The organism is Haloferax marisrubri (assembly GCF_001469875.2).
In the GTDB taxonomy this organism is placed as follows: Archaea; Halobacteriota; Halobacteria; order Halobacteriales; family Haloferacaceae; genus Haloferax; species Haloferax marisrubri.
This window is the reverse complement of the sequence record NZ_LOPW02000004.1, coordinates 203,392-223,989: the sequence shown is the minus strand read 5'-3', so window position 1 is coordinate 223,989 and position 20,598 is coordinate 203,392. Positions and strand designations below refer to the sequence as shown.

Here is a 20,598-nt window from a genome sequence, read left to right as displayed (position 1 = left end):
GTCTCCGGTCTCGCTCACGGTTTAGCGGTCGTTCGGGTCGACCGGTCGCCCGTCTTCGGTCGGCGGCGCGATGTAGTCGATGACCTCGTCGACGGAGGGGTCGCGGACGGTCACGTGGACGTCGATGTCGCCGAGTTCGTCGGGGTTGCCGACGGAGAAGTTGACGACGCCCTTGAACGCGGCCTGTTTTTTCAGCGCGAACGAGAAGCCGTCGTCGTCGCGGCGCTTGGCGAACTCGCGGCGGGCGGTGTCGAGGATGGCCTGCTCGTGGAGGCGCTCGGAGAACCGCTCCAGTTCGTGGGTCTCGCCGACGAGTTTCCCGGGTTCGTGGTCGAGTTCGACGCCGGGGAAGATGTTCTCGACGGCGTCGCCGACGCGGTCCGTGACCTCGGTGTCGCGGACGGGCGCTTCGATGCGGACGTCGACGCTGTAAATCATGCTCACGCGTCGGCCTCCGCGACCGCCTCGGGCCCCTCTTCGAACAACTTGGTGATGGTCTCGCGGTACTCCGCCAGCGTGCCGGTGTTCTGAATGACCACGTCGGCGCGGTCCATCGCGTCGCCCATCCCGAAGTCGAGTTCGCGGCGCTCGCGCTTTTTCAGCGCCTCAACGTCGGTGTCGCTGTCGTCGCGGTCGCGGTCGAGCAGGCGCTCGGCGCGCGTCTCGAACGGCGCTTCGACGCTCACGAGGACGAAGTCGTCGCCGAACGCCTCCCGAAAGCGGTCGAGTTCGACGCCCGACCGAAGGCCGTCGACGAGCACCACGTCGTTCGATTCGAGGTGCTGTTCGACCATCGGCAGGGACCGCGCGGCGATGGCGTCGTCGCCCTCCTCCTCGCGGAGCGCGGTCGCTATCTTCCCGTGGTCCGTCGCGGGGTCGAGGCCGCGCTTGCGACACTCCTCGCGGATGACGTCGCCCATCGTCACGACGGGCACGCCCGCTTCGCGGGCCACCTCGGCGAGTTCGCCCTTGCCGCTTCCCGGCAGGCCGACCGTCCCGATGACTCTCATAGCCGGTGTTACCGCGTTGGCGCTGTTAAAGCCTCCCTTCACGTCGCTCCGGGTGGCGGGTTTTCGCCGCTCTCCCGTCGCCGCCTCGGCGCTCCCGACTCACCCCGTCGCTTTTCGCCTCGGCCCGCGTACTACGCCCATGTCTCAGCGTTCGTTCGTGGTCCGCGCCATCTGGTTCGTCTTCGTCGGCTGGTGGGCGACCCCTGCCGTCGTCAACGTCGCGTGGTTCCTGAACGCGACGGTCATCGGCATCCCGCTCGGCGTCGCGCTCATCAACCTCGTGCCGACGGTGCTCTCGTTGAAGGAGCCGAAATCGCGGCTCGAACCCGACTCGTCTCGGGGGCAGCGGTCAATCATCGTTCGGGCCGTCTACTTCGTGTTCGTCGGCTGGTGGCTGAGTTGGGTCTGGGCGAACGTGGCGGTGCTGTTCACGCTCACCATCGTCGGCCTCCCGGTCGGCATCTGGATGCTCAACAGGCTCCCTGCGGTCACGTCGCTGTACCGCTTCGACGGGTAGGTCGTGTGACGGGTAGAACCCGATTCGTTTTTCTTGCAGGGCCGGTTTGTGGGCATCGAGGGCGCGTAGCTCAGTCGGACAGAGCGTCGGACTTCTAATCCGATGGTCGCGGGTTCGAATCCCGTCGCGCTCGCTCGGCCGGAGGCCTCGCTCGCGCGACGGACATCGCAAACGCTTCGCGTTTGCTCAATCCCGTCGCGCTCTTTTCGTTGTGGTTCTCAGACGACCGCCAACTCCCGACCGCAGTCGGGGCACTCGTCGTCGACGATAGTCACCGGCGCGTCGCAGTCCGGGCAGAACTCCCGGTAACACGCTCTCTCGCCCATGCCGCCAGCTCGTTCGGCGAGGAAAGTGAAGGTTGGGCGGCAATCCGGGTGCGCCCGTCACTCGTCGGCGACGTCTTTTCCCGGGTCGGCGAAGTTCGCGCCGACTTCGGCACCGTAGCGCCGGGCGTAGACGCCGGGGACCGCGAGGAGGTCGCTCGGCGCACCGGACTCGACCACGACGCCGCCGTCGGCGACGTGGACGCGGTCGGCGTCGCGGACGGCGGCCGCGCTATCGGTCGCCACGACGAGCGGGGCGTCCGGTCGCCGCATCGCGGCGAGGGCGGCGCGGAGGTTCGATGGCGAGGTGCTGTGTGGCGCGCGGACGAGCGGGCCGGAACCGGGGAGGAGCGTTCCCGCGAGCACCGCCGCCTCGGAGATTCGGGGCGCGACGACGGCCAGAAATAGCGGCCGATTCGCGGGCGTGGTCGCGTCCGAGGCGGCGGCGTCCGCCGAGGGCTCGGGAGAGGACATACACGCTGACAGAGGCTGTCACGGGAGATAAGTATAGAGACGAGTACCGGCGTTTCACGAACCGTCTCGGACGTTTTATAGAGATTCGTCAACTTCTGTTGCGAATCGGTTACCGATACGACCGCCGTCTCGCGGCGTCAGACGACGACGTGGCGCGGACGCTCGATTAACGGCGTCCCAACCGATACGCGAGCGGACAAAGCGGCGGCTAACGGGCGTGAATCCGCAAAAAACGTCGTGAATTCGGCCGAGCGATTCGAGTCGATGCGAAGTCAGGGTGTGGGTGTGAGTGGTGTAGGCCTATCTGGGGGTGCTCACATCGCACCGCCCATGCCGCCCATACCGCCCATGCCACCCATGCCGCCGCCCATGCCGCCGGGCGCGCCGCCGTCGTCGTCGTCACCGCCGGTCTGGCCACCGGAGAGGTCGCCAGCCGCGATGACGTCGTCGATGCGGAGGATCATGACTGCGGCTTCGGTCGCGGACTCGATAGCCTGGGTCTTGACGCGGAGGGGCTCCACGACGCCCTCTTCTTCCATGTCGATGACCTCGCCCGTGTAGGCGTCGAGGCCGGCTGCGAACTCGCCGCCGTCGTGGCGCGAGCGCAGGTCGACGAGGGAGTCGATGGGGTCGAGACCGGCGTTCTCGGCGAGGGTGCGCGGGATGATGTCCAGCGCCTCGGCGAACGCCTCGACGGCGAGTTGCTCGCGGCCGCCGACGGAGTCGGCGAACTCGCGGAGCTGCAGGGAGAGCTCCGTCTCGGGAGCGCCGCCGCCGGGGAGGACCTTCCCGTCTTCGAGCGTCGTGCGGACGACGCCGAGGGAGTCCTCGATGGCGCGCTCGAGCTCGTCAACGACGTGCTCCGTGCCGCCGCGGAGGATGAGCGTGACGGACTTCGCGTCTTCGACGTCCTCGACGAAGATGCGCTCGTCGCCGCCGACGTCCTTCTGTCCGACGGAGCCGGCGAAGCCGAGGTCGTCGGCCTCGATGTCGTCGAGGCTGCTGACGACGCGGCCGCCCGTCGCGCGGGCGAGACGCTTGAGGTCGGAGGACTTGGCGCGGCGGACCGCGAGGATACCCTCCTTCGCGAGGTAGTGCTGCGCCATGTCGTCGATGCCGTCACCGACGAACACGGCGTCGGCGCCGACGTCGACGAGCTTGTCGACCATCTCTTTCAGCTGCTTTTCTTCCTGGTCGAGGAACTGCTGAAGCTGGTCGGGGTCCGTGACGTTGACTTCCGCGTCGATTTCGGTCTCGCGGACTTCCAGCGCGTCGTCGAGGATGGCGATGTTCGCGTCCTCGACGGCGTAGGGCATGTTCTCGTCCACGCGCTCTTTGTCGACGATGACGCCCTCGACGAGTTCGGAGTTGTCGATGGTGCCGCCGACGACCTTCTCGATGGAGACGTTGTTCGTGTCGATGCCGTCTTCGTCTTTGACGGCCAGCACGGCGTCGACGACGAGTTCGGAGAGCAGGTCCTTCGCGGACTCCGCGCCCTTGCCGGTCATCGCCGTCGCGGCGATCTTCGTGAGGGTCTCGCGGTCGTCCTCCGTGACCTCGATGGCGTTGTCCTCGAGGACTTCCTTGGCCTTCTCGGCGGCCTGGCGGTAGCCCTGCGCGATGGTCGTCGCGTGAACGTCCGATTCGAGGAGCTCCTCGGCCTGGTCGAGGAGTTCGCCGGCGATGATGACGGCCGTCGTCGTACCGTCTCCGACCTCGTCCTCCTGGGTCTCGGAGACTTCGACGATCATGTTGGCCGCGGGGTGGTCGATGTCCATCTCCTTGAGGATGGTGACGCCGTCGTTCGTGACGACGACCTGCCCGCCGGAGTCGACGAGCATCTTGTCCATCCCTTTGGGGCCGAGCGTCGTGCGTACGGCCTCTGCGACGGCCTTCCCGGCCGTGATGTTCATCGACTGCGCATCCTGACCGGATGTGCGCTGCGAGTCCTCGCCCAGAATGATCATGGGCTGACCCTGCTGCATTCGCTGGCTCATAGTCATCGCCTGATTGTTTGTGATTCTATAAAAAAGCTTCGTTTATTGGTATGCCAAAACGCAACACGGTGGGGTGGTCGAGACCCGGTGACGGCGGTCGATTCTGCGGGTTTATCTATGGCTCTCGGCGGGTCGCCTCGCCAGTGTCGAATCGGGTGCGGTGAAAAGACGATGCGGGCGAGTGCCGTGTCGGCGGTGGACTCGTCGGCGGTGGCGTCTCGCGTCTCAGTTGTTCTGCCGGACGTTGAAGCCCTGGGTCAGTTCGTTGTGCTTCCGTTCGAGGAAGGAGTACACCGCGCCGTGGGGTGCCCCGTCGAGAATCATCTCGACGGCCCGACGGACGGCCTCGACCTCTTCGGGCTGGCCGATGATGCCGAGCGTCGAGCCGTAGATGACCACGTCGGCACCCGTCAACTCCTCCATGAGTTCGCGGGTGCGGCCGTTCTCGCCGATGAGGCGGCCCTTCTGCCGCCGCATGTCGTTTTTGTTTCGGGTGTGCCGGTCGATATCGATGAGTTCGAACATCATCATGTCGTCGTCGAGGAGCGCCATCGCGTCCTCAGGGGCGAAGCCGCGGCCGACCGCTCGAACCACGTCGGGAGCGACCATGCCGAGTACGGGGTCGCCGACGCTGTCGATGGCGACGCTGCCGTTTTCCGAGTCAACGTCGAGTCGGACTTCCGCGCGACTCTCTATCTCTCGGAGCGTCGAGCCACCTTCGCCGATGAGAACACCGATACGGTCCTGCGGCACCTTGACGTGCTGCATATCACCCGATACCCGTCGGAGTGGTTTAAGCGTTCGCTCGGCGGGTCGCCGCGTGTCTCGGTCGCACACCCGTCTCGCGGCGGGTCTGTGTTTCTACTCGTCTTCGTCCTCGTCGGCCGTGACGAACTCGTACAGCGAGTCGCCGTCGGCGTCAGCGCCCTGCCGGCGGAAGAAGTTGGCCACGTTGCGGCAGTCCCGCCGGAGGAACTCCTCGGCGTTGGGGTGGTGGACCGTGACGGCCTGTCCGAGGTCGATGACGACGAGTTCGCCCTCGTGGATGATGAGGTTGTACTCCGAGAGGTCGCCGTGGACGAGGCCGGCGCGGTGGAGTCGCCGCATGTACTCGCGGACCACCTCGTAGGCGGTCTGGGGGTTCTCGACGCGCACTTCCGAGAGCCGTCGCGCTCGGTCGTCCACGACGCCGACGAGTTCCATGACGAGGACGTTCCGCTGGACCGCGATGGGCTTCGGTACGCGCACGCCGGCGCGCTGGGCGCGTTCGAGGTTGGCGAACTCCTTTCTGACCCACGCGCGGACGACCTGCCCCTTGTCGTGGCCGATGTTCTCGAAGCGCGGGTCGCCTTCGAGGTAGTCGCGCATGTGCCGGAAGTCGGAGGCGTTGATGCGGTATATCTTGACCGCCACGTCCGAGTCGTCGCCGCCGAGCGCCTCGAAGACGTTGGCCTCCTTTCCGGTCGAAATCGGCCCGCCGAACGCGTCGATGTACCCGTCTTGGACGAGTTTGTAGATGGCGGCGAAGGTCGCGTCGTCGAACACCGACTGCTCGACTTTGAACTGGTCGGCGTCCTTCAACCGCATCCGGAACTCGTCGAAGTCGCGGTCCTTGCGGCGCGCGATGCGGTCCGCCTCGTCGTCGGAGACGTCTATCTCCTCCCACTCGTCGCCGAACGCCTCGCCCTCCTGGGGTTCGACCATGCCGAACTCGTCAGTCATTGGACTAGGGCTACGAGAGGCGAGATGAAAAGGGCACAGGCTCCGGCTTCGGTGTCACTCGGCGAACGGTCGCGCTGTCTCGAACGCGTTACTGGATGTGGCCTTCGCGGCGGAGCTGGTCGGCCTCGGACTTCTCGTAGCGCCAGCTCACGTCGGCCTTCTCGTCCTGCCAGTCCCACGGTTCGACGAGCACCACGTCGTCCTCTCGAATCCAGATTCGCTTCTGCATCCGTCCGGGAATGCGAGCGGTCCGCTCGACGCCGTCGGCACAGCGGACGCGAATACGATTGGCCCCGAGCATGTTCGTCACGACGGCGAACACTTCGTCGTCGTTCGGCATTCGAAGGTCTCGGCGGCTCTCGTTCTCGTCGTCGCTCATGCGCGAGCGTTCGACGTGGGCATGGTTAAATCCGCCGACGTTCGACCGGTAGGAAGCGTCGGACGGAACGACGCGTTTAGGGCGCTCCCGACCCGCCGTCGTCGTATGCTCGACAAACTCGGCACGAAGGGTATCGCCGGCGTCGTCTCGCTGCTCTTGGGTATCGGTATCGTCGCCTATCAGGCCCCCGTCGTCGCGGCGGGGCTCGCGTTCGTCGTCGCCGGTCTCGGGCTCGTCGCCAGCGGCCTCGCCGAGGGCGTCATGAAGATGTTCGGCATGGCCTGAGAGCCGCCGATATCCCCTGTCTCACAGCGCTTCACGGAGGAACGAGAACACCTGTTTTCGCACCGCGGGATAGTGGTACGACGAGTGCAAGAAGACGTGGTCGGCCGCGGCGACGGCGTCGTACTCGACTTCGTTTCCGGCCGCTTCGAGCGCGTCCGCCAACCGGGCGCTCTGGCCCGGTGCGACGACCGAGTCCTCGCTCCCGTGGAGCAACAGCGTCGGCGGCGCGTCGGCGTCGGCGTCGTCATCCACGTAGGTAATCGGTGAACACCGGCGCAACTCGGCGGCCGACGGCCGGCCATCGAACAGCGGCAGCGACTCGCCGGCGCGCTCGTGGTCGTCGGCTCGGAGGTCGTAGACGCCGGAGACCCCGACCGCGGCGTCGATGTCGGTCCGCCGCCCGAACTCGTCGTCCGAAAGCGCCGCCAGCAACGCGAGGTGCGCCCCCGCGGAGTGACCGACGACGGTGACGGCATCGGAATCGATGCCGAACTCGTCGGCGCGGTCGATCAGCCAGTCGATACCTTCGCACACGTCTTCGATTTGCGCGGGAAACGGCGCTTCGTGTCCGAGTCGGTACGACACCTCGGCCGCGACGAATCCCTCCTCGACGGCGTCGAGCGCCCAGCGGGCGAACTGGCCGGTCGAACCGGTCTCCCACGCACCGCCGTAGACGAAGACGACGAGGGGGCGGGCCACTTCGCTCGTCCCGGCCGAGTCGCCCGTCCCGGTCGGCGGGGAGTCGGGGCAGTACACGTCAGCGGTCAGCGTGCGCTCCTCGCGGTCGGCGATAGTGCGGCTTCGATGAACGAGAACGTCGGAAGAGCGGGGCATACCGACTCGTCGGTTCGGCGGGCCCCTATTGGTTTGGGCGGCGGCGAGCGACGGGTCGATGCAGCGCGGCCGTTACTCCGCTATCTTCGCGCGACCCGGTGCGATGAGTTCGTCGAGGTAGTCCGCGAGCGCGCCCTTCGCGTCGGCCGGGTGGAGTTCGCCGGATTCGAGGTCGGCCTCCAGCGTCTCGTAGTCGTCGTAGTCGAGGTTCCCGCCGTACTGTTCGGGGCGCTCGACGACGACCCGCTCGAAGCGCGGGAAGACGTGGTACTCGAAGATTTGGAGGACGGGGTTCTCGCGCTCGTCGCCCTCCTCGGTCGGGTCGGGGTCGGCCGTCGGCGGGCAGAACGCGCCGTTGACCTTGTCTTCAATGTCCTCGGTGGTGTCCTCCATCGAGATGGTGACGCCCTCGGAGGAGGACATCTTGCCGATGCCCGTCCCGAGGTCCGCGATGAGCGGCGTGTGCATGCAGGTCGGCGACTCCTCGCCGATGCTCGGGAGCGTGTCGCGGGCGAGCATGTGGACCTTGCGCTGTTCCATCCCGCCGATGGCGAGGTCCACGTCGAGGTAGACGATGTCGAGCGCCTGCATAATCGGGTAGACCGCCTGCGCGACGGTGACGCCGTCGCCGCTCTTGATTTCGGCCATGGCGCGCTCGGCGCGCGAGAGCGTCGTCTCCAGTTCGAGCGCGTGCAGGTCGAGGACGTAGCTCTCGTCGAGCTGGTACTCCGAGCCGAGGATGAACTCCGTCTGGCTCTCGTCGAGACCGTAGGCGATGAACTGCGCTTTCATCCGCTCGGCCGTCTCGCGAATCTCCTCGAAGGTGCCCTTGCCGTTGAGGTAGGCGTGTACGTCGGCCAGAAGCACGACTACCTCGAAGCCCGCCTCTTGGAGGTCGATGAGCTTGTTGGCGGTGAGCATGTGACCGATGTGGAGGACGCCGGAGGGCTCGTAGCCCACGTACGCTCGCTTGCCCTCGGGGTCGTCGGCCAGCGCGCGCACTTCGTCCTCCGTGACCACTTCGGAGGCGTTCCGAGTGATCAGGTCGTATGCGTCCATACGTGTCCGGTGTCGGGGACGTGGCATATGACTTCTGATAGGGATTATCGTGAACCGCCTCGGGGTCAAGCCCCGAGGCACTCGCCGTGCCTATCTGTAGACGCTTGCGTCCCACCGCGCGCGGGCGAAACGGACAACACGCACCGGTCCTAACTCCGGGTGATGTCCGACTCAGGAAACACGACGCGTGCGCCAGTTATCATCTTCGCCGCGCTCATCCTCGTCGTCTTCGGCCTGCTCGCGGTCATGTGGGCGTCGGTCCGCGGCGGCGACCTCCTCCCGTACATCCTCGGCTTCGCCGTCTACTTCCTCGGGGCCCACGTCTACCTCCCCTATCGAGTCCACAAGGACGCGACGTTCAAGGGCCGAAACGCGACGTTCTGGGCCGTCCTCGCCTTCTTCCTGCCGCTCGTCGGCGCGGCGCTGTACTTCGTTGCGGTCGTCGTCGTCGGCCACGACGCGACCGACTGAAAACCCGACTCGACGCTATCCGCGCCGGTTCTCGGCGCGGTGTTCGGAGATAATCTGGTCCACCATCTCCTTTTGCTGTTCCTTCTGTCGCTCCTCGGCGCGGTCCTCCCAGTCGCCGATGGCGGCTTCGACTTCGGACTCCTTCGCCACGGCGAGTTCGTCTATCTCCTGAATCGTCACGCCGTCGGCGGGCGCGACCGGAATCTCGGCTTCGAACAGCACCTCGTCGGCGACTTCCGAGAGGTTGCCCGATCGGAGGACGACCCGCGGGTCGAACTCGGCGAGTCGTTCGGCGGTCGTCCGCCCGGCCCCGCTGGCGTCGCGGAGGTAGACCACGTCGCCCGCGGCGATACCGTACTCCTCGACGGTGTGGTCGAGCGCGCCGTTGGTGAACTGCTCGACGATTTTGACGGGCACGAGACTCCCGTCGGTGTTCACGTCCGCGAAGTTCGAGTGGTCGAGCTTCCACAGCGACTTCAGTTGGTCGAGCTTGTCTGCGAGTTCCGCCTTGTCGGATTCGAGCGATTCGACTTTCCGCTCTAACCGGCCGTTCTCGCGTTCCAGCCGGGTGACCTCGCGGCGCTCGCGGGCCTCGCGGCGCTCCTCGCGGCGGGCGTCGGACAGTTCCTCTTTGTACTCCTCGATGGTCTCGTCTTTCTCCTCGATGGTCGATTTCAGGTCTTCGACGTGCGATTCGAGGCGCTCGACCCGCGACCGCAACTCCCGAATCTCGCGTTCTTCGGGCGTGAGTTCGGGCTCCTCGTGGGGTTCCTCGTCGGGGTCGTCGCCGCCGTCGTCGGGGTCGTCGTCCATCTCGCGGAGGACGGCCTCGACCGACTCCTCGCTGGCGAGGACGCGGGCGATGACCTCCTCTCTGTCCACGTCGGCGGGCACCTTCCGGGAGATGCGCTCGAACTGGTCTTCGTGGGCGTCGAAGGCGAACAGCGCCGCGGCGAGAGCGTCGCGCTCGTGGTCGTTGTCGTAGTCGATGTCGCGGGTCCGGTGGAGCTTCTCGTCCACGGGGATGTCGCTCGGCGGGGCCCACCCGGCGGCGTCGAAGCTCCGGCGGAACTTCTCGACCGTCTCGGGCATCGGCTGGACGTCGGCGGCGACGAGACTGGGTCGCCCGCGCTCGATGAGCCACTCGATGACCGCGGCGGTGTCGGCGGTGCGCGTCGAGTGCACGTCGAGGACGCGCCCGTCGAGGCCGACGACGGCGACGGCGGTGGTCGTGCCGGGGTCGATGCCGACGATGACGCGGTCGCGGCGCTTCACGAGCGGTTCGAACTCGATGCCGTCGCGGCGCTCGCGCTCGATTTCGACGCGGGTGTCGCCCGAGCGATGGGTGGACACGGGGATGTCCTCGGGCCGCGCTTCGACGGTAAACAGCGCCTGCGAGTAGCCGCCGTACTTCTCGGTCACGTCCCGCTCGTAGTCGAGGTTGGCCTCCTTCAGCGCGGATTCGACCTCGCGGGACTGCTGTTTGACCGACCCGTGGATGCGGCGCGTGTAGCGGTCCTGACTCCACCCGCCCTTGCCGGTCGAGCGGCCGCGAGAGACCTTCACGGTCGTCGTGTTCTCGAAGGCGGCGACCTTGTAGCCGACGTTGGCGAGGGCGAGCCGGGCCGCGGCCTCGGCCTCCTTCATCGGGTCTTTGCCGTAGGGGACGCCGTGACGCGAGGCGACCCGCGAGAGCGGTTCCGGCCGCTCCGCACCGGTCACTTGCACCAACTGCGTCCCGTGGGGGAGCCACCGCAGGAAGCGGACTAAATCGTCCTTGTCGGTCGCCAACTCGTACATGTTGTCCGTGGCGACGACGCGCGGTTCGTCGCGCTCGATGAGTCGGCGTAACTTTCGGAAGGAGACCACGTCTCGTTCGATTCGGACCTCGTCTGACTCGGTGTCTCGGGTGTCCAACACGACCAGCGCGTACGACGGCGAATCGCCGCGGATATCGCCGCTCTGGATGTCGACGCCGAAGACGACCGAGTCGAGCGCACTCGTCCGGTCGTTCACGACGGCGACTAGGGTCGCGCCGGATATATACTCCACGCCGGTCGCGGGTGCCGACTCGGTCGGGTGTCGCGTTTGCGCGACTCGGTCGCCGAGTCGGTGCTCGCCGGCGACAGTCGCCGCCACGACCCACGTTTGACACGAAACAAACAAGTCTCGGCTATTTGAAATCAGAGTGATGAGTTCTGATATCCCCGACCCGCCGTCGGTGACCTCCCGGTCGCTGACGCGCATCGCCCTCATCGGTGTCGTCGCCCTCCTCCTTATCGCCGCCCCCATCGCCGGGCTCCTCGCGTGGGAACCCGTCGAAGAGGGGAACGTCAAGGTCGTCAAGAAGTGGGGCGCGACCACCGGCACCGTCTTCGAACCCGGCGCGCACTTCGTCAATCCCGTCTCGCAGTCGACCTCGTCGCTGTCTGTGCGACCGCAGTCGTACACGATGTCGTCGTCGACGAGCGAAGGCGACAGGCGCGGCGACGACGCAATCACCGTCCTGACCGAAGACGGCCTCCGGACGGACATCGACGTGACCGTCCGCTACCGCATCGACGCCGCGCAGGCGGTCGAGTTCTACCGCAACTACCGGACGCTCGACACCGCCGAAGAGCGCCTGATTCGCCCGTCGATTCGCTCCGTGCTCCGGACCGAGGCCGGTCGGCTCCCCGTCACCGTCATCTACACCGGCGAGGGCCAGACCCAGTTGAAGGCCGCCGCCGAGCGTGAACTCGCCGAGGAGTTCGCCGACGACGGCCTCATCCTCGAAGCGGTGCAGGTCCGCAACGTCGAACTCCCCGCCGAGTACGCGCAGGCGGTCGAACAGAAGGAAATCACCGAACAGCGCCGCCAGCAGAAGCAGGACGAACTCGCCGTCGAGGAGCTGGAGGCCGAGCGCAAGCGCATCGAGGCACAGGGGCAGGCCGACGCCAACCGCATCATCGCCGAGTCGCTGTCCGACGAGGTGCTGGCCCAGAAGTACATCGAGAAACTCGACGAGACGGACACCGTCTACATCCCGGTCGGCGACGGCGGCTACCCGCAGTTCGTCCGGTCGCTCGATAGCGACAGTTCGTCCTCGTCGAGTTCGTCCGCCGGTTCGTCGTCGGACACTACCTCGGCGTCGTCGAGGTCGTCGTCCTCGTCCGGCTCCGAAAACGAGACGAGCAACTGACGCCGTCGATGCGTCTCCTCCGTGAACTGGCCGTCGCGGTCGTGTTACTCGTCATCGTCGGCGTCCTCGCGCGCTCCGGCGTCGGCCGGTTCGTCCTGCCGGTCGTCGGCCTCGCGGTCGCCGCGGCGCTCGTGGTGCTCCTCTCAAAACAGCCGGCGTACGCACGGACGACCGTCGGTCCGCGGACGAGAATCATCGAGTCGGCCGTCGAATCGGCCGACGCCGTCTGCGTCGAGTGCGGGTCGCCCGCGACGACGCGCCGGCGCTACGTCAGCGAGTGGGTCGTCCTCGGGGTCCCCGTCGTCCTTCTCGATGACGGTGAAAACCCGGTCTGCGACGACCACTGCGACTGAATCTCTTTTTTCGCGCGTTTCGCCGTCCGGCTACTCGCCGGTCTCGGCCCCGCCGCCGTCGCTGTCGGCGTACGGGACCTCCAGTTTCTGGCCGTCTTCGGCGACGAACGCCTCGCCGTCGTAGACCTCGCGGGCCTGTTCGAGAAGCGGGCTCGGGTCGGCGGCGTACCGGGCGGAGATGTGCGTCAGCGCGAACCGCCGAACGTCGGCGTCGCGGGCGATTCGGGCGGCCTCGCGGGCGGTCGAGTGCGCGGTCTGTTTCGCTCGCTCCGCCTCCTCGTCGGTGAACGTCGCGTCGTGGACGAGCAGGTCGGCGTCGCGGGCGACCTCGACGGTCGATTCGAGCGGGCGGGTGTCGCCGGTGTAGACGACGGTTCGCCCGGGTCGGGGGTCGCCGACGACCTGCTCGGAGCGCACGACGGTTCCGTCGTCGAGTTCCACGTCCTCGCCGGCGTGGAGGCGGCCGAACGCCGGGCCGACGGGGACGCCGAGTTCCTCGGCTTTCTCGCGGTCGAACCGGCCGGGGCGGTCGTCCTCGACGAGGGCGTAGCCGACCGAGGCGGTCCGGTGTTCGGTGTCGAACGCGCGGACCTCGTAGTCGTCGGCGCGGTAGGCGACGTTCCCGGGGCGGACCTCGTGGACGGAGACGTGGAAGCCGGGCTGGTAGCCGCCCGCGTGGACGAGCTTTTCGAGGTGACGCTTGCTCCCCGGCGGGCCGTGGATGGCCAGCGAGGCGTCGCGGTCGTTGAAGTCGAGCGTCTGAATCAGGCCGGGGATGCCGAGGATGTGGTCGCCGTGGAGGTGGGTGACGAACAGGTGGCTGACGCCGAACCCGGTCCCGTAGCGCATCATCTGGCGTTGGGTGCCCTCCCCGCAATCGAACAACAGGCGCTCGCCGTCGCGGTTCACGAGGAACGCGCTCGGCGCACGCGCCGTGGTGGGGACGGCCCCGCCGGTCCCGAGGAAGGTCGCGCGCATGGACATGCACCACAATGATAGCGGCGGGACTAAACGTGCGTCGAATCAGTCGCGGCCGCTCGCCGCCCCAGACGGTGCGGCCGCCCGACGCCCCGGACCGACCGATTCTTACCCGACCGTCTGCTACCGGAGTCCAATGGACGCGCCGCTGTGGACCGAGACGCACGCGCCGGGGCTCGAAGACCTCCCACAGCCGGAGGTCCGCGAACGCCTCCGACGCGCCGTGGACGAACCGATGAACCTCGTCGTGCAGGGGCCGCCGGGCGTCGGCAAGACCGCCGCCGTCCGGGCGCTGGCTCACGAGGCGCACGCGGACCCCGAAAACGACCTCATCGAACTCAACGTCGCGGACTTCTTCAACCGGACGAAAAAGCAGATTCGCGCCGACCCGCGGTTCGAGCAGTTCCTCGACGGCCGCAGTCGCATGGCGAAACGCGACATGATAAACCGCGTGCTCAAGGAGTCGGCCAGCTACGCCCCGATGTCCGGCGAGTACAAGACCATCGTCCTCGACAACGCCGAATCCATCCGCGAGGACTTCCAGCAGGCGCTTCGCCGCGTGATGGAACAGCACCACCGGACCACGCAGTTCGTCATCACCACGCGCCAGCCCTCGAAGCTCATCCCGCCGATTCGCTCGCGGTGCTTCCCGGTTCCCATGCCCGCGCCCGACGACGACACCCTCGAAGCCCTCCTCGCCGACATCCTCGACGCCGAGGGCGTCGACTACGACGACGGCGGCCTCCAGTTCCTCACCGACGCCTCCAACGGGAACGTCCGCAAGGCCATCCTTTCGGCCCAGCGGACGGCCACCGAGGCCGACGAAGTCACCATGTCCACGGTCCACGCCGCCCTCGGCGACGTGGGCTTCGACGACGAACTGAAGACGCTCCTCATCAACGCCCGCGAGGGCGACATCAAGGACGCCCGTAAGACCCTCACGACGCTCCTCGACGACGAGGGCTACGAGGGCCAGGAACTCCTCCGCGATATCCTCCGCGTCGCCGACTCGACCCCCGAGCGCTTCGCCGACGGCGAACTCGCCCGCCTTCACGAACTCGCGGGGCAGGTCGACCTCGACATCTCGACGGGCATCGACGACCGCCTGCACATCACCCACCTCCTCACGAGTTGGGGAGCCGAAGTCCGCGGCGAGGCATAGATGCAGTTCGCACCCGGCTACCGCCGATTCGCGCTCCCCGCCTTCGTCGGCGCGGCGGTCGCGGCGTTCGTCTTCCCGCCCCTCGGGGCCGTGCTCCTCGCCGCGGGCGCGTTCGTCCTCTGGTTCTTCCGGGACCCCGAGCGCTCGCCGCCCGACGAACCGGGGGTCGTCTCCCCCGCCGACGGGCACGTCTCCGTGATTCGCGTCGAGGACGGCCGCGTCCGCGTGGGCGTGTTCATGAACGTCACCGACGTGCACGTCAACCGCGCGCCGGTCTCCGGCGCGGTCCGAACCGTCACCCACCGCCCCGGCGCGCACAAACCGGCGTTCTCGAAGGACTCAGACCGCAACGAGCGCGTCGATATCGAACTCGACACCGACGAGGGCGACCACGAGGTGTCGCTCATCGCCGGCGCGTTCGCCCGCCGGATTCACTCGTACGTCGCGCCCGGCGACGAACTCGTTCGCGGGCAGAAACTCGGCCACATCGACTTCGGCTCCCGGGCCGACGTGCTGTTACCCCCGGAATACGGCTCCGAGGACGTTGTCGTCGAGAAGGGCGAGTCGGTGCGGGCGGGCGAGACGGTTCTGGCGCGGCGATAGGCCGGACAAGCGGCCCGGGCTCCCGCCGACACAAGACATTTGTTCTGACTGCGAAACTACATTTCATGCAGCGCAGACGGGTCCTCGCGTCGCTCGGTTCGCTCGCCCTCCTCTCCGGGTGTCTCGGTAGCCCTTCCGCATCCTCGTCTGAGACGACGACCGAGACGACAACCGCTCCCGACCCCAACACCACCGAATCCGGACAGACCGCGACCACCACGGACGAGTGTGGCTGGCCGCAGTTCTGCGAGGGGTCAGAGATGGTCGAAGTCACGGTCAGCGGCGGCTTCTCCGGCGAGGTCGTGTTGAAACCCGCGTGCCGCGAGAGTGATATCGAACTCTCGCCGGGCGAGACGGAGACGCTCACCCGGCAGGTCGACGCCGAGACCTGCGCCGTGGAACTCCTCGTCGACGGCGAGGTGGCCTACGACGAGCGGATTCAGGACTACGAGTTCGTGACGTTGCGCGTCGGCTCGGATGGCGAGGTCACCGTCGAAGGAGTCGAGTTGTAGCGGTCTCGTCCACCCCGACTACCGGAGCGTCTCGACGGCGAGCATCGCAACCGAGGCGACGAGCGAGAGGACCGCCACCACGAGACCGAACAGGTAGTACGGGTTCGACCCGGCCGGGTACGACAGGAGCGAAAACAGCAGAAACGACGACCCCATCGCGACGATGACCATCGCTCGTGGGTCGGGGTCGTACGCCTCCGCGAGAACCTTTCGAACCGTGCGCGACATGCCCTCGCTTCGACGCGCTGGAGGATAGTCCTATCGGGCGACTGAATGGTCGTTGTTGACTGCGACGACTCGTCGGCCGGCGATTCCGACTACCGATGCAGCAGATGCACGTACCGCACCAGCGACCGATGGACTCGGCGCTCGAACACCCGTTCGACCTCCCAACCGGCGTCCTCGGCCTCCTCTGTCCACGACCGGTCGGCGACCATCACGCACTCCGGGGCGACCCGGCGGACCTCTGCCAGCGCGCCGCCGACGAGGTCCGAAAGCGAGTGCCGGGCGATTTTCGACTGCCGGCCGTAGGGGGCGTCGAACACCGCGCCGTCCATCGAGTCGTCGCCGAGGGGGAGCGCGGTGGCGTCGCCGCGGATTACGTCGCCTGCGCCGACGTAGTGACGCAGGTTCTCCCGCGCGCCGCCGACCATCTTCGCTTGGGCGTCGACGCCGACCACGTCGGCACCGACGAGACCGGCTTCGAGGAGGACGCCGCCGGTGCCGCACATCGGGTCCAAAATTCGGGCACCGGGCTCCGCGCCGGCCATGTTGACGAAGGCGCGGGCGTCCACGGGGGCCATGCTCCCCGGCTGGAAGAACGGCCTGTCGGTCGGTTTCCGGTCGGCGAAGTCGCGGACGGCTTCGACGGCGGTCCAGCCGACGAGACAGGCGTCCTCGGAGAAGTAGACCCGAAGCTCGTGGTCGGGGTCGTCTAAATCGACGCCGAAGCCGCGCTCGACGAGCGCCGACCCGAGTTCGCGCTCGGCGTCGGTCGTGCTGACACCCGTGAGCCCTCGCACGTCGCGGGCGCGGACGGCGACGGTTCCCTCGCGGTCGAGGTTCGCGGCCGCGACGACGGCGCGGGCGGCCTCGATGTCGGGGTCGCAGCGCCCGACCAGTTCGACGACGCGACGGGTGTAAGCGAGTCGCCTCGCGCGCTCCGGGTCGACGCCGCGGGCGGTGGCGAGGCCGGGAGCGACGACCGTCACGCCCGTCGCGGCCGACTCGGCCTCGCGGGCGGCGAAGGCGTCTTCCTCGCCGGCGAGTTCCAATCCGTACACGCTCGGACCTGACGGGCCGCGGAAATGAGGGTATCGGTCGTCGTCGCTCCCGGGGGTGCTGGTCGGTCCGCTCCGGTCTAGTCTGGCCCGGTCCAACCCACTCGGCTCCGACCGTGACCCCGCCGAACGTGACAATCCGGCGACGGCGAGACTTATAGTGGCCGCTCCGAATCCACCCGCATGGCCTCTCTCGACGCCATCCTCTGGGGCTCGGCGGCGCTCGCCTACGGACTCGGCGACTACGTCACGACCGTCCTCGGGGTCAGGATGGCCGGCGTGCAGGAAGGAAACCCCATCGTGCGACTCGTCTCCGGCGGCGACCCCGGCCCCGGCTCGTTCGCGGTGTTGAAACTCGTCTCAGTCGCCCTGTTCTTCGCCGCCTACTGGATGCTCAGGCCGGCGTCCGCTCGGCTCGCAGTTCCAATTTCTCTGACATTACTCGGCGCGGTCGTCACCGCCCGGAACGTCCGGATTATCCGCCGTCGCGCGTAAGCTGTCAACCCCTTGCACCAATCTTTTTAACCCTTAAATACGTGACTTAAATCGTTGTATGACCGACCCCAAGGACACAATCAACATCGAAAACGTCGTCGCCTCCACGGGAATCGGCCAAGAGCTCGACCTCCAGAGCGTGGCGATGGACCTCGAGGGCGCCGACTACGACCCCGAACAGTTCCCGGGACTCGTCTACCGCACCCAGGACCCGAAATCCGCGGCACTCATCTTTCGGTCCGGGAAGATCGTCTGCACCGGCGCGAAGTCGACCGACGACGTACACGAGAGCCTCGAAATCGTCTTCGAGAAGCTTCGAGAGCTTCAGATTCCGGTCGACGACGACCCCGAAATTACCGTTCAGAACATCGTCACGAGCGCGGACCTCGGCGAGAATCTGAACCTCAACGCTATCGCCATCGGGCTCGGTCTCGAGAACATCGAGTACGAACCGGAGCAGTTCCCCGGTCTCGTCTACCGCCTCGACGAACCGAGCGTCGTCGCGCTCCTCTTCGGGTCGGGTAAGCTCGTCATCACGGGCGGCAAACAGCCGAAAGACGCCGAGGCGGCGGTCGACGTCATCATCTCGCGCCTCTCCGAACTGGGTCTCCTGAACGGGTCGTTCTAACGCCGTCGAGTCCCCGACCGCGCCGCGTAACCGGGACTCGAATCGGCCGAACCTAAGTCAGTCGCGTCCCTCGGGCCGGTATGGACGCGCTCACTTTGCAGACGGCCGCCGGTGCGCCGGTCACGGCCGTCGCCGGAACGTTCGCGCTGTTCGCGCTGTTCCTTTCTCTCACCGCCCACATCGCCGCGCGGAACGTCCTCGGCGACGTGGAACTCAAGAAGGCGTTCGCCGTCGGTCCGGTGCCCGCGGCTATCGCCGTCGTGTTCACCACCTTCGGCTGGAACTCCTTCGTCGCGCTCGCGCTCGCACTCGGCCTCGACTTCGGCTTCGTCAAGTACCTCTACGGCCGGTCGAACCGCCTGTCGGCGTACGTGGTGACAATCCACTTCGTCGTCTCGGTGCTCCTCGGCACCGTCCTGTTCGGCCTCGCCGTCATCCTGACGACAGCACCCTTCTGAGGTCGCGCTCGCCGTACCTTCTTGACCGAGGCCGCTGAACCCACCGTCGTGTCTCCCCGTCGCCTCCTCTGGAACGACATGGAACGCCGGCCCCGCGCTCCCGTTCGACTGCTCGCGACGCCCGTCGTCTTCGTGGTCGTCTCGCTCGTGGTCGCCGTCTCGCTCTCGGCCGCCCTCGGCGGTCTCGCCGAATCCAGTCGCCTCGCCGCACTCGTCGTCTCCCTCGTCTCAGTCGGGGCGAGCGGCCTCGCCGCACTCGTCGTCGCGCGGTACATCGACCGGCGGACTATCGCGGACCTCGGCCTCCGGTTCGACCGCGAGTGGGCGGTCGACCTCGGGTTCGGACTCGCGCTCGGAACGGGGCTGATGACCGTCGTCTTCGTCGTCGGCGTCGTCGCCGACTGGATTGCGGTCTCCCCCGCCCCGCTCGGCGTCGACCGACTGCTCGGCGTCGGCTCGCTCCTGGCGTTCTTCGTCGTCGTCGGCATCGCGGAGGAGCTCCTGCTCCGGGGAATCGTCCTCACCGACGTCGCCGAGGGACTTCGCTGGCGGTTCGGGCCGGACGCGGCGGTCGCCGGCGGCCTCGCCGTCTCGTCGGCGGTGTTCGGCGTCGCCCACTACGCCAACCCGAACGCGGGCCTGACGAGCACGGTCAGCATCACGCTCGCGGGCGTCATGCTCGGCCTCGGCTACGCGCTCACCGGCGACCTCGCCATCCCGACGGGAATCCACATCTCGTGGAACTTCGTGCAGGGCGGCGTCTTCGGCTTCGCGGTCAGCGGTCTCGACTTCGGCACGTCGCTCGTCGAGACGACGGAACGGGGGCCGGACCTCGTCACCGGCGGCGCGTTCGGCCCCGAGGCCGGTCTGCTCGGTCTCGGCGCGATAGTGCTCGGCGCGGTCTGCATCGCGGCCTACGTCCGGGCGCGTCGCGGCGACCTCGGGTTCGACCCGTCGGTCACGGTGCCGGACCTGCGCTGGAAGAAATAACACGCACGACGGGCACGCTGCCGCGCCGCTTACTCGACTAACCGCTCGATTTCGGTGACGAGAATGCCGCTCGCGCCGACGTTCTTCAGGTCGCTGACGACCTCGAACACGTCGCGCTCGTTCACGACGGCGTGGACGGCGACCGTCGAGTCGCCGGCGACGTCCATCACGGTCGGCCCGCCGAGGCCGGGGATGACCTCTTTCACCTCGTCGAGTTTCTCGCGCGGCGCGTTCATCATCAGGTAGCGCTTGCCCTCCGCGGAGCGGACGGATTCGAGCGCCATGAGCAACTGCTGGACCTTCGGGTCGTCGACCACGTCGGGTCGGGCGAACAGTCGGACCGACGACGACAGCACCTCGTCGACGACCGCGAGGCGGTTCACCCGCAGGGTCGTCCCGGTCGAGGTGATGTCGATGATGGCGTCGGCCATCTCGACGTGGGGCGTCAGTTCGGTCGCGCCCGTGACCTCGACGACTTCGGCGTCGATGCCCTCCTCTTCGAAGTAGGTCCGCGCGATGTGCGGGAACTCGGTGGCGACGACCTTGCCCGACACGTCCTCGACGGTCTCGATGTCGCCGTCTTCGGGCGCGGCGAGGACGAGCCGACACTTGCCGTACTCCAAATCGAGCAGGTCTTCGAGTTCGTGGCCCGACTCGCGGACCTGGTCGAGGCCCGTGATGCCGACCTCGGCGGCCCCGTCGCGGACGTACTCGGGGATGTCGGCGGCGCGGGCGAACAGCACGGTCACGTCGGGGTCGACGGTCCCGGCGTAGAGTTTGCGTTCGGCACCGTTGTCGAGGTGCAGTCCCGCACGCTCCAGGAGTTCTATCGTCGGTTCGTGCAGGCGGCCCTTGTTGGGCACGGCGATTCGCATACCTCTCCGTCA

Annotated in this window: 26 protein-coding genes and 1 tRNA gene; 13 read left to right on the top strand and 14 right to left on the bottom strand. The window is 67.4% G+C overall.

Translation table 11 applies throughout. The features are described 5' to 3' along the window. Positions 1–21: 21 nt before the first annotated feature. Together AUR65_RS03375 and AUR65_RS03370 are read right to left on the bottom strand one after the other, a co-directional pair. Positions 22–438 (bottom strand): RNA-binding domain-containing protein, encoded by a 417-nt coding sequence (locus AUR65_RS03375; protein ID WP_058568372.1) that lies wholly within the window; start codon positions 436–438, stop codon positions 22–24. Between the two features lie 2 nt (positions 439–440). Continuing rightward, a complete protein-coding gene (locus tag AUR65_RS03370; protein ID WP_058568371.1) occupies positions 441–1,010 on the bottom strand; it encodes an AAA family ATPase in 570 nt (189 codons plus the stop codon). 139 nt (positions 1,011–1,149) lie between these two features. On the opposite strand from AUR65_RS03370, the gene AUR65_RS03365 reads away from it, so the two are divergent. Together AUR65_RS03365 and AUR65_RS03360 are read left to right on the top strand one after the other, a co-directional pair. Beyond that, positions 1,150–1,527 (top strand): YccF domain-containing protein, encoded by a 378-nt coding sequence (locus tag AUR65_RS03365; RefSeq protein ID WP_058568370.1) that lies wholly within the window; start codon positions 1,150–1,152, stop codon positions 1,525–1,527. Positions 1,528–1,586: 59 nt separating this feature from the next. Then, positions 1,587–1,660, top strand: a tRNA-Arg gene (locus AUR65_RS03360). A gap of 250 nt (positions 1,661–1,910) precedes the next feature. On the opposite strand, the gene AUR65_RS03355 is transcribed toward AUR65_RS03360, so the two are convergent. The 5 genes from AUR65_RS03355 to eif1A form a co-directional block, all read right to left on the bottom strand. Beyond that, positions 1,911–2,324: an ABC transporter ATP-binding protein/permease gene (locus AUR65_RS03355; protein ID WP_058568369.1), complete on the bottom strand. Its 414-nt coding sequence runs from the start codon at positions 2,322–2,324 to the stop codon at positions 1,911–1,913. A gap of 314 nt (positions 2,325–2,638) precedes the next feature. Beyond that, positions 2,639–4,291, bottom strand: coding sequence for a thermosome subunit alpha (gene thsA, locus AUR65_RS03350; RefSeq protein WP_058568419.1), 1,653 nt, complete (start codon positions 4,289–4,291; stop codon positions 2,639–2,641). A gap of 255 nt (positions 4,292–4,546) precedes the next feature. Beyond that, positions 4,547–5,089, bottom strand: coding sequence for a KH domain-containing protein (locus AUR65_RS03345; protein WP_058568368.1), 543 nt, complete (start codon positions 5,087–5,089; stop codon positions 4,547–4,549). A gap of 93 nt (positions 5,090–5,182) precedes the next feature. Then, positions 5,183–6,043 (bottom strand): serine/threonine-protein kinase Rio1, encoded by an 861-nt coding sequence (gene rio1, locus AUR65_RS03340; RefSeq protein ID WP_058568367.1) that lies wholly within the window; start codon positions 6,041–6,043, stop codon positions 5,183–5,185. A gap of 88 nt (positions 6,044–6,131) precedes the next feature. Further along, positions 6,132–6,422, bottom strand: coding sequence for a translation initiation factor eIF-1A (gene eif1A, locus AUR65_RS03335; protein ID WP_004045248.1), 291 nt, complete (start codon positions 6,420–6,422; stop codon positions 6,132–6,134). A 105-nt stretch (positions 6,423–6,527) separates the two neighbouring features. Here eif1A and AUR65_RS03330 point away from each other — a divergent pair, with 105 nt between their 5' ends. Then, a complete protein-coding gene (locus AUR65_RS03330; RefSeq protein WP_004973908.1) occupies positions 6,528–6,707 on the top strand; it encodes a DUF7470 family protein in 180 nt (59 codons plus the stop codon). A 21-nt stretch (positions 6,708–6,728) separates the two neighbouring features. On the opposite strand, the gene AUR65_RS03325 is transcribed toward AUR65_RS03330, so the two are convergent. Together AUR65_RS03325 and AUR65_RS03320 are read right to left on the bottom strand one after the other, a co-directional pair. Further along, complete coding sequence (locus AUR65_RS03325; RefSeq protein WP_058568366.1) at positions 6,729–7,541, bottom strand: alpha/beta hydrolase; 813 nt, start codon at positions 7,539–7,541, stop codon at positions 6,729–6,731. A gap of 72 nt (positions 7,542–7,613) precedes the next feature. Beyond that, entirely contained in the window at positions 7,614–8,600 is a 987-nt protein-coding gene (locus AUR65_RS03320; RefSeq protein WP_058568365.1) for a tyrosine--tRNA ligase, read from the bottom strand. Between the two features lie 162 nt (positions 8,601–8,762). On the opposite strand from AUR65_RS03320, the gene AUR65_RS03315 reads away from it, so the two are divergent. Then, positions 8,763–9,071, top strand: a complete 309-nt coding sequence (locus AUR65_RS03315; RefSeq protein ID WP_058568364.1) for a PLDc N-terminal domain-containing protein — start codon at positions 8,763–8,765, stop codon at positions 9,069–9,071. A gap of 15 nt (positions 9,072–9,086) precedes the next feature. Here AUR65_RS03315 and AUR65_RS03310 read toward each other — a convergent pair whose 3' ends face one another. Next, positions 9,087–11,087: a DUF460 domain-containing protein gene (locus AUR65_RS03310; protein ID WP_058568418.1), complete on the bottom strand. Its 2,001-nt coding sequence runs from the start codon at positions 11,085–11,087 to the stop codon at positions 9,087–9,089. A 175-nt stretch (positions 11,088–11,262) separates the two neighbouring features. Between AUR65_RS03310 and AUR65_RS03305 the strand changes: the two genes are divergently transcribed. Both AUR65_RS03305 and AUR65_RS03300 read left to right on the top strand, forming a co-directional pair. Beyond that, on the top strand, positions 11,263–12,252 hold the full coding sequence (locus tag AUR65_RS03305) for a prohibitin family protein (RefSeq protein WP_058568363.1): 990 nt from the start codon (positions 11,263–11,265) through the stop codon (positions 12,250–12,252). 8 nt (positions 12,253–12,260) lie between these two features. Further along, positions 12,261–12,605 (top strand): hypothetical protein, encoded by a 345-nt coding sequence (locus AUR65_RS03300; RefSeq protein ID WP_058568362.1) that lies wholly within the window; start codon positions 12,261–12,263, stop codon positions 12,603–12,605. Between the two features lie 30 nt (positions 12,606–12,635). On the opposite strand, the gene rnz is transcribed toward AUR65_RS03300, so the two are convergent. After that, positions 12,636–13,583, bottom strand: coding sequence for a ribonuclease Z (gene rnz, locus AUR65_RS03295; RefSeq protein ID WP_199180560.1), 948 nt, complete (start codon positions 13,581–13,583; stop codon positions 12,636–12,638). Between the two features lie 136 nt (positions 13,584–13,719). Between rnz and AUR65_RS03290 the strand changes: the two genes are divergently transcribed. From AUR65_RS03290 to AUR65_RS03280, 3 genes are all read left to right on the top strand, one after another. Next, positions 13,720–14,745 (top strand): AAA family ATPase, encoded by a 1,026-nt coding sequence (locus tag AUR65_RS03290; RefSeq protein WP_058568360.1) that lies wholly within the window; start codon positions 13,720–13,722, stop codon positions 14,743–14,745. Further along, entirely contained in the window at positions 14,746–15,348 is a 603-nt protein-coding gene (locus AUR65_RS03285) for a protein sorting system archaetidylserine decarboxylase (protein ID WP_058568359.1), read from the top strand. 65 nt (positions 15,349–15,413) lie between these two features. After that, positions 15,414–15,860 carry a hypothetical protein gene (locus AUR65_RS03280; protein ID WP_058568358.1) on the top strand — a complete coding sequence of 149 codons (447 nt, stop codon included), beginning with the start codon at positions 15,414–15,416 and terminating at the stop codon, positions 15,858–15,860. Between the two features lie 18 nt (positions 15,861–15,878). Here AUR65_RS03280 and AUR65_RS03275 read toward each other — a convergent pair whose 3' ends face one another. Together AUR65_RS03275 and AUR65_RS03270 are read right to left on the bottom strand one after the other, a co-directional pair. After that, complete coding sequence (locus AUR65_RS03275) at positions 15,879–16,088, bottom strand: hypothetical protein (protein ID WP_058568357.1); 210 nt, start codon at positions 16,086–16,088, stop codon at positions 15,879–15,881. Between the two features lie 89 nt (positions 16,089–16,177). Then, the gene (locus tag AUR65_RS03270; RefSeq protein WP_084816527.1) at positions 16,178–17,134 is read right to left on the bottom strand and encodes a methyltransferase domain-containing protein; all 957 of its coding nucleotides are present in this window, start codon (positions 17,132–17,134) and stop codon (positions 16,178–16,180) included. 189 nt (positions 17,135–17,323) lie between these two features. On the opposite strand from AUR65_RS03270, the gene AUR65_RS03265 reads away from it, so the two are divergent. The 4 genes from AUR65_RS03265 to AUR65_RS03250 all read left to right on the top strand — a co-directional run bounded on the left by AUR65_RS03265 (position 17,324) and on the right by AUR65_RS03250 (position 19,711). Continuing rightward, positions 17,324–17,635, top strand: coding sequence for a DUF5658 family protein (locus AUR65_RS03265; protein ID WP_058568355.1), 312 nt, complete (start codon positions 17,324–17,326; stop codon positions 17,633–17,635). Positions 17,636–17,693: 58 nt separating this feature from the next. Continuing rightward, positions 17,694–18,263 carry a TATA-box-binding protein gene (locus AUR65_RS03260; protein WP_058568354.1) on the top strand — a complete coding sequence of 190 codons (570 nt, stop codon included), beginning with the start codon at positions 17,694–17,696 and terminating at the stop codon, positions 18,261–18,263. Between the two features lie 80 nt (positions 18,264–18,343). Then, entirely contained in the window at positions 18,344–18,721 is a 378-nt protein-coding gene (locus tag AUR65_RS03255; RefSeq protein WP_058568353.1) for a DUF7473 family protein, read from the top strand. 21 nt (positions 18,722–18,742) lie between these two features. Beyond that, the gene (locus tag AUR65_RS03250) at positions 18,743–19,711 is read left to right on the top strand and encodes a CPBP family intramembrane glutamic endopeptidase (protein ID WP_058568352.1); all 969 of its coding nucleotides are present in this window, start codon (positions 18,743–18,745) and stop codon (positions 19,709–19,711) included. Positions 19,712–19,740: 29 nt separating this feature from the next. Here the strand turns inward: AUR65_RS03250 and hisG are convergent, their stop codons facing one another. After that, positions 19,741–20,586 (bottom strand): ATP phosphoribosyltransferase, encoded by an 846-nt coding sequence (gene hisG / locus AUR65_RS03245; RefSeq protein WP_058568351.1) that lies wholly within the window; start codon positions 20,584–20,586, stop codon positions 19,741–19,743. Positions 20,587–20,598 lie beyond the last annotated feature (12 nt).

Excerpts from the sequence above, each read along its gene's own strand:
- AUR65_RS03365 (WP_058568370.1), top strand. The coding sequence starts at position 1,150 with ATGTCTCAGCGTTCGTTCGTGGTCCGCGCCATCTGGTTCGTCTTCGTC.
- rio1 (WP_058568367.1), bottom strand. The coding sequence starts at position 6,043 with ATGACTGACGAGTTCGGCATGGTCGAACCCCAGGAGGGCGAGGCGTTC.
- AUR65_RS03290 (WP_058568360.1), top strand. The coding sequence starts at position 13,720 with ATGGACGCGCCGCTGTGGACCGAGACGCACGCGCCGGGGCTCGAAGAC.
- AUR65_RS03325 (WP_058568366.1), bottom strand. The coding sequence starts at position 7,541 with ATGCCCCGCTCTTCCGACGTTCTCGTTCATCGAAGCCGCACTATCGCC.
- AUR65_RS03260 (WP_058568354.1), top strand. The coding sequence starts at position 17,694 with ATGACCGACCCCAAGGACACAATCAACATCGAAAACGTCGTCGCCTCC.
- thsA (WP_058568419.1), bottom strand. The coding sequence starts at position 4,291 with ATGATCATTCTGGGCGAGGACTCGCAGCGCACATCCGGTCAGGATGCG.
- AUR65_RS03345 (WP_058568368.1), bottom strand. The coding sequence starts at position 5,089 with ATGCAGCACGTCAAGGTGCCGCAGGACCGTATCGGTGTTCTCATCGGC.
- eif1A (WP_004045248.1), bottom strand. The coding sequence starts at position 6,422 with ATGAGCGACGACGAGAACGAGAGCCGCCGAGACCTTCGAATGCCGAAC.
- AUR65_RS03370 (WP_058568371.1), bottom strand. The coding sequence starts at position 1,010 with ATGAGAGTCATCGGGACGGTCGGCCTGCCGGGAAGCGGCAAGGGCGAA.
- rnz (WP_199180560.1), bottom strand. The coding sequence starts at position 13,583 with ATGCGCGCGACCTTCCTCGGGACCGGCGGGGCCGTCCCCACCACGGCG.
- hisG (WP_058568351.1), bottom strand. The coding sequence starts at position 20,586 with ATGCGAATCGCCGTGCCCAACAAGGGCCGCCTGCACGAACCGACGATA.
- AUR65_RS03375 (WP_058568372.1), bottom strand. The coding sequence starts at position 438 with ATGATTTACAGCGTCGACGTCCGCATCGAAGCGCCCGTCCGCGACACC.
- AUR65_RS03305 (WP_058568363.1), top strand. The coding sequence starts at position 11,263 with ATGAGTTCTGATATCCCCGACCCGCCGTCGGTGACCTCCCGGTCGCTG.
- AUR65_RS03355 (WP_058568369.1), bottom strand. The coding sequence starts at position 2,324 with ATGTCCTCTCCCGAGCCCTCGGCGGACGCCGCCGCCTCGGACGCGACC.
- AUR65_RS03320 (WP_058568365.1), bottom strand. The coding sequence starts at position 8,600 with ATGGACGCATACGACCTGATCACTCGGAACGCCTCCGAAGTGGTCACG.
- AUR65_RS03330 (WP_004973908.1), top strand. The coding sequence starts at position 6,528 with ATGCTCGACAAACTCGGCACGAAGGGTATCGCCGGCGTCGTCTCGCTG.
- AUR65_RS03265 (WP_058568355.1), top strand. The coding sequence starts at position 17,324 with ATGGCCTCTCTCGACGCCATCCTCTGGGGCTCGGCGGCGCTCGCCTAC.
- AUR65_RS03275 (WP_058568357.1), bottom strand. The coding sequence starts at position 16,088 with ATGTCGCGCACGGTTCGAAAGGTTCTCGCGGAGGCGTACGACCCCGAC.
- AUR65_RS03285 (WP_058568359.1), top strand. The coding sequence starts at position 14,746 with ATGCAGTTCGCACCCGGCTACCGCCGATTCGCGCTCCCCGCCTTCGTC.
- AUR65_RS03300 (WP_058568362.1), top strand. The coding sequence starts at position 12,261 with ATGCGTCTCCTCCGTGAACTGGCCGTCGCGGTCGTGTTACTCGTCATC.
- AUR65_RS03315 (WP_058568364.1), top strand. The coding sequence starts at position 8,763 with ATGTCCGACTCAGGAAACACGACGCGTGCGCCAGTTATCATCTTCGCC.
- AUR65_RS03255 (WP_058568353.1), top strand. The coding sequence starts at position 18,344 with ATGGACGCGCTCACTTTGCAGACGGCCGCCGGTGCGCCGGTCACGGCC.
- AUR65_RS03280 (WP_058568358.1), top strand. The coding sequence starts at position 15,414 with ATGCAGCGCAGACGGGTCCTCGCGTCGCTCGGTTCGCTCGCCCTCCTC.